This is a genomic window from Arthrobacter sp. UCD-GKA (assembly GCF_001863355.1).
Classification (GTDB): domain Bacteria; phylum Actinomycetota; class Actinomycetes; order Actinomycetales; family Micrococcaceae; genus Paeniglutamicibacter.
This window is the reverse complement of record NZ_MOLR01000002.1, coordinates 325,256-338,665: the sequence shown is the minus strand read 5'-3', so window position 1 is coordinate 338,665 and position 13,410 is coordinate 325,256. Positions and strand designations below refer to the sequence as shown.

Genomic DNA, 13,410 nt, shown 5'->3' with positions numbered 1-13,410 from the left:
GACACTCAGGTTCTCCTTTTCGCCGCCACAGCCCTTGCGGGCATAGTTGTAACCAGGAAACGCAGAGGAATCCACCGTCAGGGATGGGAAGAACAGTCATGAGCGAGAACCAGTTTGAGCAGCCGGGCACCGGGCGAGATCCGGAACGGCAGCCGGAATCCGGTGCCGTGCCGCCGCGGCCCGCGACCCCGCCGAGCACCCCCGCCAACGGATCGGGCGACGCGTCCGCAGGCACCGAGGGCACGCAGCCGGTCTCCCGCATCGAGGGGGCCGCGGATCCGACGCAGGCACTGCCGCGCCACTCGGGCAACCCGGGCCAGGACGCATCGGCACCGGACGCATCGGCCCAGGGTCCGGCAGCCGGCGCGCAGCCGCAGCATCCCTACGGGGCCCCGGCCGCGGCGCAGCAGCCGGCGCATGCCTGGAACTCCGCGCCGCAGGGCGGTTCGCCCTACGGCACCCCGACCGCCGAGGAACACGCCTCCGCCTTCGGTGCACCGCTGCCCCCGGCCCGGAACAACGCGCCGAAGAAGTTCACCTCCGGTGCCCTGATCGTGGGCATGGTCGCCGCCGCCTTCATCGGCGCGGGCGGCGCAGTGGGCGCCAACTACGTGATGAATTCCAATCCCACGGCAGCGGCCTCGTCGAGCACCACCCCGCAGGGCGACGTGGTCATCAACAACCCGAAGAACGTCACAGCGGTCACCGCCGCGGCCGCCAAGGCCAGCCCCAGCGTCGTGACCATCGACGTCGCCGGCAGCTCCGAGGCTGGCTCGGGCTCGGGCATCATCCTGGACAAGGCCGGGCACATCCTGACCAACACCCACGTGGTGACCCTGGGCGGGACCACCAACAGCCCGAAGATCGCGGTGCGCACCTCCGACGGGAAGGTCCACGACGCCACCGTGGTGGGCACCGACCCGCTCTCGGATTTGGCAGTGATCAAGATCGAGGCGCAGGACCTGGTCCCGGCCGAGCTGGGCACCTCCGGGAGCCTGAACGTGGGCGACACCGCCATCGCGATCGGCGCCCCGCTGGGCCTGAGCGGCACCGTCACCGACGGCATCATTTCCACGCTGAACCGCACCATCTCCGTCGCCTCCTCCGCGGTGCCCAAGCAGTCCGAGGGCAACGACTCGAACGACAACGGCAACCAGTTCAACTTCCAGTTCCCCGGCGCCCCGGAGCAGCAGCAACAGCCATCCAGCTCCGAGGGCTCGATCTTCATCAACGTGATCCAGACCGACGCGGCCATCAACCACGGCAACTCCGGCGGCGCGCTGGTGGACGTGAACGGGAACATCATCGGGGTGAATGTCGCGATTGCCTCCTCCGGCTCCAGCGCCAGCTCCTCGGGCGACAGCGGATCGATCGGCGTCGGGTTCGCCATCCCGATCGATTACGCCAAGCGCATCGCCAACGACATCATCGACAACGGCTCGGCCACCCACGGGCTGCTCGGGGTCACGGTGCAGGCCAAGGCCGCCAGCGCCAACGGCTCGAATGCGTCCTCGTTCAGCGTCGGCGCCGAGGTCAAGGAGGTCGTCGCCGACAGCCCGGCGGCCAAGGCGGGATTGAAGGCGGGGGACGTGATCACCGGCGTGGATGCACGCAGCATCTCCGACAGCACCTCGCTGACCGCCGCGATCCGCGAGATCCCGGCCGGCGGCACCACGGTGGTCCACTACTCCCGCGGCGGCGCCGCGGAGTCGACCACCGTGACGGTGGGCAAGACCCCGGCGCAGTAGCGGCGCACCCTGGCGACACACGGCGCAACATGGCCGGTGCCGCCGGGGGTCACACCGCGCAACGCGGGGCAATGCGGTGAAACATTGACGGACGCGGCGTGCCGGCGGCCAGGGCCATCCCCGGCGCCCGGTGCGCCGCGTTTGCCGCATGCGCGCGCGCTTGCCGCGCCGGTGCACCCGCCCCGCCCCGCCGTCCGCCCGGGGCCGGGCCAGCGGGCGCCTCCGGGCACCGATACGATGGACCTTGGGAGATCGGCCGGTCCCGCCCGCCATCGGCGGCGCCCGGTGCGCACCGGACGCCCTCTCCCACGCAGATCTGTCCAAGTTTCCAGAAAGGCAGCAATGAGCCAGAACACCGGCACGCCCCTGAACATTCTCGTGTTGGTCAAACACGTGCCAGATGTCCAATTCGAGCGGCACCTGACCTCACCGGGGCAACGCCTGGACCGCTCCGACTCGGTCCTGTCGGAACTCGACGAGTACGCCATCGAGGCGGCCCTGGCCCTGTCCGAGTCCCGCGGCGGCGAGAAGGCGGGGAACACCGTCACGGCCATGACCATGGGTCCCGACGCAGCGGCGAACGCCGTGAAGAAGTCCCTGCAGATGGGGGCGGCCGCGGGCGTGCACATTTGTGATCCCGCGCTGGCGGGTTCCGACGCCGGGGCGACCTCCCTGGTGCTGGCCACCGCCATCAAGCAGCTGGGCGGCTTCGACGTGGTACTCACCGGCATGGCCTCCACCGACGCGGAGACCTCGCTGGTCCCCGCACAGCTGGCCGAACGCCTGGGCCTGGCGCAGCTGACCAACCTCTCGAAGCTGGAAATCGCGCCCGGAACCACCACGGCCACCGGGCTGCGCGTCGGCGAGGACGGGGTCCAGTCACTGGAAGCCGCGCTGCCGGTGCTGGTCTCGGTCACCGACCAGGCCAACGAGCCGCGCTACCCGAACTTCCGCGGGATCCTGGCGGCGAAGAAGAAGAAGATCACCACGCTGACGCTCGCCGAACTGGGCCTGGCCGAGGGGGCCGTGGGCGCCGCGGGGTCCGCGACCCGCGTGCTCTCCGCCGCGCCGCGCCCGCCGCGCGCCGCGGGGCAGGTCATCACCGATTCCGGCGAGGCCGGCATCGCGCTGGTGGACTTCCTGGCCGACGCCAAGCTGATCTAGCACCACTTTCAAGGGGAACAACATGTCGAACATCCTGGTATACATCCACGCCCCCGCCGGCGCGCCGACCAAGGGGCAGCGCGAGCTGCTGGCCCTGGCCGCCCGCCTGGGCGAGGCCAGCGCGGTGCTGGGCGGCCCGGCCGACGCCGCCGCACTGTCAGGGCTCGCCTCCGCGGGCGCCACCGGCTTCTACGCCGCGGCCGGCGGCCTGGACGCCACCGGGCTCATCGCCCCGGCGGTCTCGCTGCTGGAGGCCGCGGTGCGCGCATCGGGCGCCACCGCGGTGCTGCTGCCCAACACCGTCGAGGGACGTGAAATCGCCGCACGCGCCGCCGTGCGGCTGGACGCCGGGGTCATCACCGACGCCATCGACGTCGACGCGGATTTCACCGTGACCAAGCCGGTGCTCGCCGGCAGCTACACCGTCAAGGCGCAGGCGACCCGCGGCCCGGCGTTGATCACGCTCAAGGCCAACAGCGTCGAGCTGCGCGAGGCGGCCCCCGCCGCCGGCGCGGCAGCCCCGGTGCACGAGCTCGAACTCGGTGAGGCCGGCCCGGCGGCCCGCATCACCGCCACCGCCGAGCACACCGCCACCGGCCGCCCGGAACTTTCCGAGGCCCGCTTTGTGGTGGCCGGCGGACGCGGCGTGGACGGGGACTTCGGCCCCGTCGAGGATCTTGCCGACGCGCTGGGCGCGGCGGTGGGCGCCTCGCGCGCCGCCACCGACGCCGGGTGGATCGACCACTCCGCGCAGGTCGGGCAGACCGGCACGACGGTCTCCCCGCAGCTGTACATCTCCGCCGGGATCTCCGGGGCGATCCAGCAGAAGGCCGGCATGCAGACCGCCAAGACCATCATCGCGATCAACAAGGACCCCGACGCACCGGTGTTCGAGATCGCGGACCTGGGCATCGTGGGCGATTTGGCCCAGGTGCTGCCGCAGGCCGCCGCCGAGATCCGCCGGCGCAAGGGCTAGTCGCGTGGGCATCTTCGATCCGGCCGTGCAGCAGGTGCGCCGGGTGCTGTGCTTCGGCGCGCACCCCGACGACCTGGACTTCGGGGCCTCGGGCACCGTGGCGGCCTGGACCGCCGCGGGCGTGCAGGTCGAGTACTGCATCATGACCGACGGCGACGCCGGGGGCTTCGACGCGCGCACCGCCGAGGCGATCACCGCCACCCGGCATGCCGAGCAGCGTGCCGCCGCGGCCCTGGTGGGCGTTGACACCGTGCACTTCCTGGGGGAGGCCGACGGGTTCCTGGAGCCCAACCACCGCGTCATGAAGCAGGTGGTCGCGCTGATCCGCGCGCTGCGCCCCGACGTCGTGCTGGCCATGCACCCGGAACGCAACTGGGAGCGGATCCAGCGCTCGCACCCCGACCACCTGGCCTGCGGGGAAGCGGTCACCCGGGCCATCTACCCGGCGGTGGAGAACCCGTTCTCCTACCCGGAACTGCTCGAGGCGGGACTGGAAGCGTACAAGCTGCCGTGGCTGTGGCTCTACGGGGCCCCGGCCGAACGCGAAAACCACCGGGTGGATGTCACCGCGGTGTTCGAGCTCAAGCTCGAGGCGCTGCGCCAACACCTGAGCCAGCACCCCGACGTGCCGGCCATGGAACGCTACGTGCGCGCCCAGTCCGAGGCGCAGGGCGCCGCGGCGGGGTTCGGGCCCGGTGCGCTGGCCGAGTCCTTCCACGTGGTCGCGGTCAACGCGGCGGACACCATCGCCGGCTTCTAGCCCGGGCGCTTCCGGCCCCGGCGCTTCCAGCCGCAGGCCGGCGGCGCCTTAAACACGAGTGGGCCGCCTCCCTGTCGCAGGGGAGGCGGCCCACTCGTCGTGGGCGGCGCGGGTGCCGCGCCGGGACCGCAATCGTGCGCTACTTGGCCTCGGGCAAATCCAGCACGGCCAACGGCTCGGTGCTCGGGGCGGTGCTGCTTCCGTCGCCCGGTTCCACCGAGACCATGACGGAGGCGAGCTGGTCCACCCCGTTGAACCCCTCCTTGACGGGCTTGTCCGACGGGGCGATGGTGGCCAGCAGGGTGGGCCGGTCGGTGGAGGCCTCGATGAGCCACACCACGTAGTCCTCGGTGGGGTCGATGGCCGGCAAGCCGGTCAGCTCGATCATCCCGGCGTCGGCCTTCGCGGAGGTCTTGAGCACCGCATGCCCGCCGCCCTCGAGATCGGCCTGGGCGACGACCTGGTCGGAGGCACGTTCGACCTTGGAAACGTAGTTGGTCGGAATCAGGTTCACCAGCCCGGCGACCAGGCCGATGACGACCACCGCCAGGGCCGCGACCACGAACATCCACCTCTTGAGCGGGCGCCGTGCGGGGGACTCGGCGTCCGTGGACACCGCATCGACAAGATCCATGCCGAGGTCGTCGTCGTTCTCGTCGCCGCGGTGCGCAGGGTATGCGGGATCGGTGCCGGTCATGATGTTGCCATCCTTTTCAAAGAGCGGGGGGTGGCCGGTGATTGCCACGTGTAAGCATAGGGCAGAAGGCTAGGTATTCAGTGTGTGCCGCCGGGGACGAAGCCGTGCTGGCGCCAGGCTTCGTAGAGCGCGATCGATGCGGAATTTGCGAGGTTCAGCGAGCGGCGGGCCTCGAGCATCGGCAACCTGACGGTGGCGGTGATGTGCGCATCGTTCTTCAATTCCGCCGGCAGCCCTACGGACTCGGGGCCGAAGAGCAGCACGTCGCCCGGTTCGTAGGACACCTCCGTGTAGAGCGTGCTGCCCTCGGAGGTGAAGGCGAAGACGCGGGCGGGGGCCAGAGCCGCCCAGGCGGATTCGATGTCCGGGTGCACGGTGACCACGGCCAGGTCGTGGTAGTCCAGGCCGGCTCGGCGCAGCTTGGAGTCCTCGAAGTCGAAGCCCAGCGGCTCGACGAGGTGCAGTTCGGCGCCGGTCACCGCGGCCAGGCGGATGGCGTTGCCGGTATTGCCGGGAATTTCGGGAGTGTAAAAAAGGATTCGGAACACGCACCCCAGTTTACGGTGCGCCGGGCCCGCGCATGGTGCCGGGCGCTCCGGCGGCGGTTCACCGGAGGGCCCGGGGAGGACCTGCGGACGCCGGGGAGCGCACGTGGTTAGTACATTCCGCCGATGAGCCGGGCCAAAATGGTGCGATCCACCACATGCGGGGTGGGCCCGGTGCCCAGGAACATCTTCATTTCCCGCACCAGGTTCACGGCGTTGACCACGTTGAGCACGTTCATCGGCCCGGGTTCGGCGCCGCGCGCATAGTCGATGACCGGTTCGTGCAGGTTCCCGTCGGGGGACAGGATCACCGTCCACCCGGTCACGTTCAGCTCCGGGAAGAGGCCCTGCATCTGGTGCACCACCGGCCCGAGGCGCGGCGGGTCGATGTGCTTGCCGTCGCGCAACAGGGTCGAGCCGTCCCAGCGGTAGACACCCCGGGGCAGCAGCATCGAATGCACCAGGGCCAGGCGGTAGCCGCCGAGCAGGGCGTGGTCGATGTACCCGCCGCCGGGGGCGTGCAGCCCGTTGACGAGCCGGGCCGAGGGCAGGGCGGTGAGCACCTGGCGTGAAAGCAGCTGCACCGAGCGGTTCTCGCGGGCCAGGCGGGCCTGGGCGCCGAAGATGCCGCGCTTGCGCGGTGCACCGTGGACCTGGCGGATGGAGGTGTCCCGGTCGATGGCCCCGGGCTCCTCGAGCCCCGGCACGTAGATCGTCGCGTCGGTGGCCGAGGGGCGGGGACCGGCGGCGCCAAAGCGCATGGACCCGCCGGCACCCGTGCCCGCCGGCTGCCCCGGGTCGGTGCCGTGGGCACCCGGCGCGGGGGCACCCCCTCGCAGGTAGCTGGACTCGGTGCCGTAGCTGCGGTCGTAGCGGGTGCGGGCGGCCGGGTCGATGAGGGTTTCGTAGGCGAGCGTGGCGCGGGCAAAGTCCTGGGCGTCGCCGCCGTGGTCGGGGTGCGTGAGCCGGGCCGCCTTGCGGTAGGCGGACTTGATCTCCCGGGGACTGGCGGTGGGGGCAATGCCCAAGACTTCATAATGGGTTTGCCGCTGGGCCACGTGGCCGCCTTTCAGTTCGGGGGTGCGTCGAGGACGGGACGTGCGGGTCCCTGGCCCCTGGGGTGCGCCGGGTCCGAAGCCCGGTATCGCTCCAGCGATCCTACCGGTTCCGGGTGCCGGTTTGCTGGGTGGATGTCCCCCTGCCCGATCCCCGCGGCCGTGGCCCGGGGTGTGTCCCTTAGCGTCGGCGGTATTCGGCCAGCAGGGTGCCGTCCTCCTCCAGCAGCAGGTGCAGCCCCAGGTGCCGGGGTTCATCGCCCTGCCGGCCCCGGGCGATCCGGGGCCCGTCGCCGCCGGCCAGCACGGGGGAGTAGGTCACGCACAGGCTGTCGAGCGCGTCCGCGCGCTGGAAATCGGCCAGCAGCGTGGGTCCGCCCTCGGAGTGGAGCACGCGCAGGCCGCGGGCGTGCAGGGTCTCGATGATCCAGCGCGGGTCGATGACGGGTCCCGGAGCAGGGGCAGAGACGACCTCGGCCACCGCGCCCAGGGCCGCGGCGCGCCCACGATCGGCCGAGCCGGAGGCCAGCACCAGGATCTTCCCGGGGTTCCGGGTGAACAGTTCGCTGTGCGGATCAAGGTCCAGGCGGCCGGAGACCACCACGAGCAGTGGTCGCTCGGGCATCCCGTGCGCCAGGCGCCAGGCGCGCGAGGCGTCATCGAGCAGCTCGCCCTCGTAGCCCTCGGCGCGGACGGTCCCGGCCCCGACGACGATGGCATCGGCCAACCGGCGCAGCAGCATGAACACGCGCTTGTCCGCAGCGGTGCCCAGCGCCCCGGAGAGCCCCCCGATGCTTGCGGCCCCGTCGGTCGAGCTGACGAAGTTGAAGCGGACGAAGGGCCCGGTGCCGCCTCCGGGCGCGTACCAGTCGAGCAGCTGCCCGTCGTCCGGGTCCGCTGCGGGGCCGGGAACCAGCCCGCGCATCAGGCGTCCTCCCGGGCCGCTGCGCGCGCCCCGTTGCCGGCGGCTGGCAGGGCCCCGGGGTGGGCCGGGGCGTTGACATCTCCCATGTTGTGCGCCAGGTATGCCGGTTCGCGCCATCCCATGGCAGCCTCCAGCATCCGGATGGTGGAAACCGATTCGGGGACGTTGTGCATGCGGATGATCCGCGCCCCGTTCATGATGCACATCGTGGCCGCGGCCATCGACCCGGCGGTGCGTCCGGCCTTCGGGGCATCGAGGGTCTCGCCGATGAAGTCCTTGTTGGAGACCGCCGCGAGGCTCGGGTAGCCCAGCGCGGCGATGGCCTCGAACCCGGCGGTGATTTCCAGGGTGTGGCGGGTGTTCTTGTTCAGGTCGTGCCCAGGGTCCACAATGATCTTGTCCTCCCCGATCCCCAGGGACCTGGCGAAGCCGACCTTCTCGCGCAGGTACTCGGCGACCTCTCCCACCACGTCCTTGTAGCGCGGGCGCGGGTAGACGGTCCGCGGGGCAGCCAGCGAGTGGGTGATGACCAGGTGCGCCCCGGCCCCGGCAACCACCCGCCCGAGCTCCGGGTTGCTCAGCCCGGTGGTGTCGTTGATGACATCGGCGCCGGCGGCCAGGGCCGCGGCGGCAACCTCGGGGTTGAACGTGTCGGCGGAGATGATCACGTCGCTGTGGGCGCGAACCGCTTCGATGACCGGCACGATCCGCTGGGCCTCCTCCTGCCAGGACAGGGCGGGCCCGGGGGAGAAGGGCACCCCGCCGATGTCGATCCAGTCGGCGCCCGCGTGCACCGCATCCAGGGCGGCGTCCACCGCGGAGGCCAGGGCAAAGGTCGCCCCGGAATCGTAGAAGCTGTCGGGGGTGCGGTTGATGATGGCCATCAGCGCGATCCGCGAGCTGAAATCGATGCTTCGGTGCGCAAAGCGGTGGACCGGGTGGCGGAGGGCTGGAAGGTACATGCTCATGCGGGCTCCTTGCGGGGATCTGTTATACCATTCTTACCAGTTTTAGAAGGATTTGCGTGGATTGGGCCGGCCCCGGGTGCCACCCGGCCGGGTGTTCGGCGGGCGGCGGGCCCCGCACATGGGTACCCTGAATGAATGACTTTGAACTTCACTGCCCCGGATGCCGGTGCCTGGATCGTGGCGGCACTGCAGGAACAAGGACGGGATGCGGATACCGCAAACCTGGTCGCCGGGCAGGTCCCGCGCGGCTACGAGGCCTACGCGAGGATCTTCCACCCGGCGATGGGCCCGGACGGGCAGCCTGTGCGCTGGGGGCAGATCGCCGCACGGCGCGGCACCACCATGCACGCCCTGGCGCAATTCGCCGCACTCTCCGGCATTGGCGAGGACGGGGTGCCGCTGGCCGAGGACTCCTGGGAAGGCGAGGCCCCGGGCTGGGACGGACTGGGCGCCGCCGAGCTGCGGGCCATGGCCCCTCTGTTGGTCGCACACACCACCACGCCGGAGCAGATCCACCTGGCCCTGTGGAACGGGCTCGCGTTCATCCACGGCGGGGACCAGGTCGAGGTCGTCATCGCGGACGACCCGGCACTCGATGCGCAGCAAAACGCCCAGCGCGCCGCCGAGCTTGCCGCGAAGGCCAAGGCCCCGGCATTCTCCGATGCGGTGCGCAACGCCCCGACGCTGCAGATCGGCTCCGGCTACCGCTCCTTCTACCTCTTCACCGGGGACGGGCAGGACCTCGCCAGCCCGCTGTGGGCACGGACCTCGCTGGGGGAGCAGCGCCAGTCGCCCAACCTCGCCTGGCCCCAGGACCGCAACTGGCTGATGAGCACCGAACTCTACGAGGACTCCACCATCGTCGGGGGCACCCGCGCGCTCATCGACGCACTGCTGGGCTGCGCGGCACTGGAAGCCTGGGAGGTCCAGGCCGACTCCCGGCTCGATGCCGCCGGGGACACCCGCAACGAACTGCCCGAGGCCGACACCGATCCCTTCGACCCGGAGGAACTGGCCGGGGAATACTTCGGCGGGGAACAAAACTAGGGGGACACGGCGCCCCGCCGGCTGTTGCCGCGGGGCCCGTGCAGTCCCCGGGCCGGGGCCCGGCCAGGCTGTGAGCAATCACTCCGCCCCGGAATCCGGCAACACGGCTAGAATTGTTCGGTGTCCACGAGCCCCATTTACCTAGACCACGCAGCAACGACACCCATGTCGGACGCGGCGCTCGCCGCCATGACCCGCGAACTGGCCCAGACCGGCAACCCGTCCTCGCTGCACGGCGCCGGCCGCCGCGCCCACCGCGTCATGGAGGAATCCCGCGAACGCCTCGCCGCCGCGGCCGGGGCCCACGCCTCGGAAGTCATCTTCACCTCCGGCGGCACCGAATCGGACAACCTCGCGCTCAAGGGCCTGTACTGGGCCCGCAACGGCGCCGATGCACGCCGCACCCGCATCCTGGTCCCGGTCATCGAGCACCACGCGGTGCTCGACACCGCCGAATGGCTCGAGGCCCACGAAGGGGCAACCATCACCTGGCTGCCGGTCACCTCCGACGGGGTCGTCGACCTGGAGGTGCTCGCCGCCGAAATCTCCCGCGACCCCGCATCCATCGCGCTGCTCACCTGCATGTGGGCCAACAACGAGGTCGGCAGCGTCCAGCCGATCGACAAGGTCGTCTCGCTCGCCGGGCCCCACGGCATCCCGGTGCACTCCGACGCGGTCCAGGCCTTCACCGCGCTGCCCATCTCCTTCGCCGATTCCGGGCTGGCCACCATGGCCGTGTCCGGGCACAAGATCGGCGGACCCGTCGGCATCGGCGCCCTCTTCGTGCGCCGGGATACGGTGCTCACCCCCATCCAGCACGGCGGCGGGCACGAACGGGCGCTGCGCTCCGGCACCCTGAACTCGGCCGCGGCCGCGGGTTTCGCCGCGGCGGCCACGCAGGCCGCGGCCAACCTGGCGGCCGAAACCGAACGCCTGGCCGCCCTGCGCGACGCACTGGTCGCCGGGGTGCACGAGCACATCCCCGAAGCGGTCTTCAACGGCACCGCGGATCCGGCCCACGCCGGGACCAGGCTGCCGGGCAACGCGCACTTCACCTTCCCGGGCTGCGAGGGCGACTCGCTGCTCTTCGTGCTGGACATGCTCGGGGTGCACTCCTCCACGGGCTCGGCCTGCACCGCCGGGGTGCCGCGCCCGTCCCACGTGTTGCTGGCCATGGGCCGCGACGAGGAAACCGCCCGCGGGGCCCAGCGCTTCACGCTCGGGCATACATCGAGCGCCGCCGACGTTGGGAAACTTGTGGCGGCATTGCCCGAGGCCTACGCGCGCGCCAAAAAGGCCGGCATGGCCGCACAAGTCAGCAGCATCCAAACAGCAGGGACAGGGTTCACACGATGAAGGTTTTGGCAGCAATGAGCGGCGGGGTCGACTCGGCCGTTGCGGCGGCCCGGGCGGTCGAGGCCGGCCACGAGGTCGTCGGCGTGCACCTGGCCCTGTCCCGCATGCCCGGCACCCTGCGCACCGGATCGCGCGGCTGTTGCACCGTGGAGGACTCCAACGACGCCTGGCGCGCCTGCGACGTGCTGGGCATCCCGTACTACGTGTGGGACTTCTCCGAACGCTTCAAGGAGGACGTGGTCGACGACTTCATCGCCGAGTACGAGGCCGGGCGCACCCCCAACCCCTGCATGCGCTGCAACGAGCGCATCAAGTTCGCCGCGCTGCTGGAAAAGGCCATCGCGCTGGGCTTCGACGCGGTCTGCACCGGGCACTACGCCAAGGTCATCCGCGACACGGCCGGCAACCCGGAGCTGCACCGCGCCGCCGACTGGGCCAAGGACCAGTCCTACGTGCTGGGCGTGCTCACCCACGAACAGCTGGAGCACTGCATCTTCCCGCTGGCCGACACCCCGTCCAAGGCCGAGGTCCGCGCCGAGGCCGAGGCCCGCGGGCTCTCGGTGGCCAACAAGCCCGACAGCCACGACATCTGCTTCATCCCCGACGGGGACACCCGCGGCTGGCTGGCCGAGCGCATCGACATGACCAAGGGCGAGATTGTCGACCAGGAGGGCAAGTCCCTGGGTGAGCACGAGGGCGCCCACGCCTTCACCGTCGGGCAGCGCAAGGGCCTGAAGCTGGGCACCCCGGCTGCCGACGGCAAGCCGCGCTTCGTGCTGGAGATCCGCCCGAAGGAAAACAAGGTCATCGTAGGCCCCGAGGCCCTGCTGGCGGTCGACGAGCTGCGCGGCATCCGGATCTCCTGGGCCGGGCTGCCCATCGCCGACGCGTCCGCCGGCATCGAGTTCGATTGCATGGTCCAGGTGCGGGCGCACGGGGACCCGGTCGATGCCCGTGCCCGCGTCGTGGCGCAGGAAGACGGGTCCAACGTGCTGGTGGCCACGCTCATCGAGCCGATGCGCGGGGTCGCCCCGGGCCAGACCATGGTCATCTACCAGGGCACCCGCGTGCTGGGCCAGGCCACCATCGACTCGGCCCGCTCCACCGCCTGGGACCCGACGCTCGTTTCCTGATCCGCCACGCCTCCGAAGGCCCCGCCGGGTGCTTGCTGCACCGGCGGGGCCTTCGCCATTTCGGGTGCACCTCAGCTGTTCCGTGGTCGGGCCCGAACGGCTATCGTGTGGCCATGACCAGTCGACTAGCCGCCATTGCCATCGATGCGATCCGTCCGCGGGTCGTGGCCGACTTCTGGTGCGCCGTGCTTGACTGGTGCATTGTTGAGGAAGACAGCGAAGGAATCAGCATCGCGCCGCACGACAAAAGATGGCCTCACATCGACGTGTTCGCGGTGCCCGAGGGCAAGAACGTGAAAAACCGGTTGCACTTCGACCTGCGTGCCGACGGGGTCTCGACGGCGCAGGAGCTCGAACGCCTGCTCGCCCTGGGGGCGCGACGCACCGACGTCGGGCAGGGGCCGGACGTCAGCTGGGTGGTCCTGGCCGATCCCGAGGGGAACGAGTTCTGCCTGCTCTCACGAACCGTCCAGGACCTCCACAACCAGGGATGAGCCCGGCCCGGGGAGTCGTGTGCCGGAATCACCTGGGCGGTATCGGTGTCGGCCTGGGGTGGCTGCGCACCAGAAAGAGCACCAGGAGAAGCAGCGCCGCGGCGCTGGCCAGGTAAAGAACACTGCCCCACGGGGCGTGGTCACCGCCGGAGATGCCGAAGGTGTCGGCCAGACCCATGCCCGAGGGGAACGACGCGACCATCATCGAGGGGGCGCCGAGCACGAAGAGCAGCAGGGACAGCACCGTGGCGCCGGCAGCGGACAGCTTCCGCAGCAGCGCCGCGACCAGCATTCCAACGCCCAAAAGGATTCCGGTGACAGCCCACGCCACCACCAGCGGTGTCCCCGCATACTCGCCGGCCCCGGCCATCTGGGCGCGGATCTCGGCCAGCGTGGCACCCGGAACCGCGGCCAGGGGGTTCCAGACCAGGATCTGCAACGCGCCAAGGACCGCGTAGCCGGCGACCATCCCGAATCCCGCCAGGGCGGCCCGCACCGCGCGGGAACGTGCAAGCTCCGGTTCAGCCATCATGCCGCCAGCC

At 70.9% G+C, this 13,410-nt stretch carries 14 protein-coding genes; 8 read left to right on the top strand and 6 right to left on the bottom strand.

From position 1 onward, the window contains the following. Positions 1 to 98 precede the first annotated feature (98 nt). The 4 genes from BLJ79_RS04845 to BLJ79_RS04830 all read left to right on the top strand — a co-directional run bounded on the left by BLJ79_RS04845 (position 99) and on the right by BLJ79_RS04830 (position 4,648). Positions 99 to 1,748: a S1C family serine protease gene (locus tag BLJ79_RS04845; protein ID WP_071213550.1), complete on the top strand. Its 1,650-nt coding sequence runs from the start codon at positions 99 to 101 to the stop codon at positions 1,746 to 1,748. A 342-nt stretch (positions 1,749 to 2,090) separates the two neighbouring features. Continuing rightward, complete coding sequence (locus BLJ79_RS04840; RefSeq protein ID WP_175475389.1) at positions 2,091 to 2,912, top strand: electron transfer flavoprotein subunit beta/FixA family protein; 822 nt, start codon at positions 2,091 to 2,093, stop codon at positions 2,910 to 2,912. Positions 2,913 to 2,934: 22 nt separating this feature from the next. Then, a complete protein-coding gene (locus tag BLJ79_RS04835) occupies positions 2,935 to 3,888 on the top strand; it encodes an electron transfer flavoprotein subunit alpha/FixB family protein (RefSeq protein WP_071213549.1) in 954 nt (317 codons plus the stop codon). Positions 3,889 to 3,892: 4 nt separating this feature from the next. Continuing rightward, entirely contained in the window at positions 3,893 to 4,648 is a 756-nt protein-coding gene (locus tag BLJ79_RS04830; protein ID WP_071213548.1) for a PIG-L deacetylase family protein, read from the top strand. Between the two features lie 139 nt (positions 4,649 to 4,787). Here the strand turns inward: BLJ79_RS04830 and BLJ79_RS04825 are convergent, their stop codons facing one another. The 5 genes from BLJ79_RS04825 to folP all read right to left on the bottom strand — a co-directional run bounded on the left by BLJ79_RS04825 (position 4,788) and on the right by folP (position 8,838). Next, complete coding sequence (locus tag BLJ79_RS04825) at positions 4,788 to 5,345, bottom strand: anti-sigma factor (RefSeq protein WP_139194723.1); 558 nt, start codon at positions 5,343 to 5,345, stop codon at positions 4,788 to 4,790. A 77-nt stretch (positions 5,346 to 5,422) separates the two neighbouring features. Further along, positions 5,423 to 5,893, bottom strand: coding sequence for a tRNA (cytidine(34)-2'-O)-methyltransferase (locus BLJ79_RS04820; RefSeq protein WP_071213546.1), 471 nt, complete (start codon positions 5,891 to 5,893; stop codon positions 5,423 to 5,425). Positions 5,894 to 6,000: 107 nt separating this feature from the next. After that, a complete protein-coding gene (locus tag BLJ79_RS04815) occupies positions 6,001 to 6,948 on the bottom strand; it encodes a J domain-containing protein (RefSeq protein WP_071213545.1) in 948 nt (315 codons plus the stop codon). A gap of 178 nt (positions 6,949 to 7,126) precedes the next feature. Beyond that, the gene (locus BLJ79_RS04810) at positions 7,127 to 7,870 is read right to left on the bottom strand and encodes a dihydrofolate reductase family protein (RefSeq protein ID WP_071213544.1); all 744 of its coding nucleotides are present in this window, start codon (positions 7,868 to 7,870) and stop codon (positions 7,127 to 7,129) included. After that, the gene (gene folP, locus BLJ79_RS04805) at positions 7,870 to 8,838 is read right to left on the bottom strand and encodes a dihydropteroate synthase (protein WP_071213543.1); all 969 of its coding nucleotides are present in this window, start codon (positions 8,836 to 8,838) and stop codon (positions 7,870 to 7,872) included. The genes BLJ79_RS04810 and folP overlap by 1 nt, the downstream gene beginning before the upstream one ends. Before the next feature lie 135 nt (positions 8,839 to 8,973). Between folP and BLJ79_RS04800 the strand changes: the two genes are divergently transcribed. The 4 genes from BLJ79_RS04800 to BLJ79_RS04785 all read left to right on the top strand — a co-directional run bounded on the left by BLJ79_RS04800 (position 8,974) and on the right by BLJ79_RS04785 (position 12,868). After that, positions 8,974 to 9,885 carry a hypothetical protein gene (locus BLJ79_RS04800; RefSeq protein ID WP_139194721.1) on the top strand — a complete coding sequence of 304 codons (912 nt, stop codon included), beginning with the start codon at positions 8,974 to 8,976 and terminating at the stop codon, positions 9,883 to 9,885. 120 nt (positions 9,886 to 10,005) lie between these two features. Continuing rightward, on the top strand, positions 10,006 to 11,241 hold the full coding sequence (locus BLJ79_RS04795; RefSeq protein WP_502686093.1) for a cysteine desulfurase family protein: 1,236 nt from the start codon (positions 10,006 to 10,008) through the stop codon (positions 11,239 to 11,241). Then, a complete protein-coding gene (gene mnmA, locus BLJ79_RS04790; protein WP_071213540.1) occupies positions 11,238 to 12,374 on the top strand; it encodes a tRNA 2-thiouridine(34) synthase MnmA in 1,137 nt (378 codons plus the stop codon). Before BLJ79_RS04795 ends, mnmA begins: the two co-directional genes overlap by 4 nt. Before the next feature lie 113 nt (positions 12,375 to 12,487). Beyond that, on the top strand, positions 12,488 to 12,868 hold the full coding sequence (locus BLJ79_RS04785) for a VOC family protein (protein WP_071213539.1): 381 nt from the start codon (positions 12,488 to 12,490) through the stop codon (positions 12,866 to 12,868). A 28-nt stretch (positions 12,869 to 12,896) separates the two neighbouring features. Here the strand turns inward: BLJ79_RS04785 and BLJ79_RS04780 are convergent, their stop codons facing one another. Next, positions 12,897 to 13,400, bottom strand: coding sequence for a hypothetical protein (locus BLJ79_RS04780; protein ID WP_286135263.1), 504 nt, complete (start codon positions 13,398 to 13,400; stop codon positions 12,897 to 12,899). Between the last annotated feature and the right edge of the window lie 10 nt (positions 13,401 to 13,410).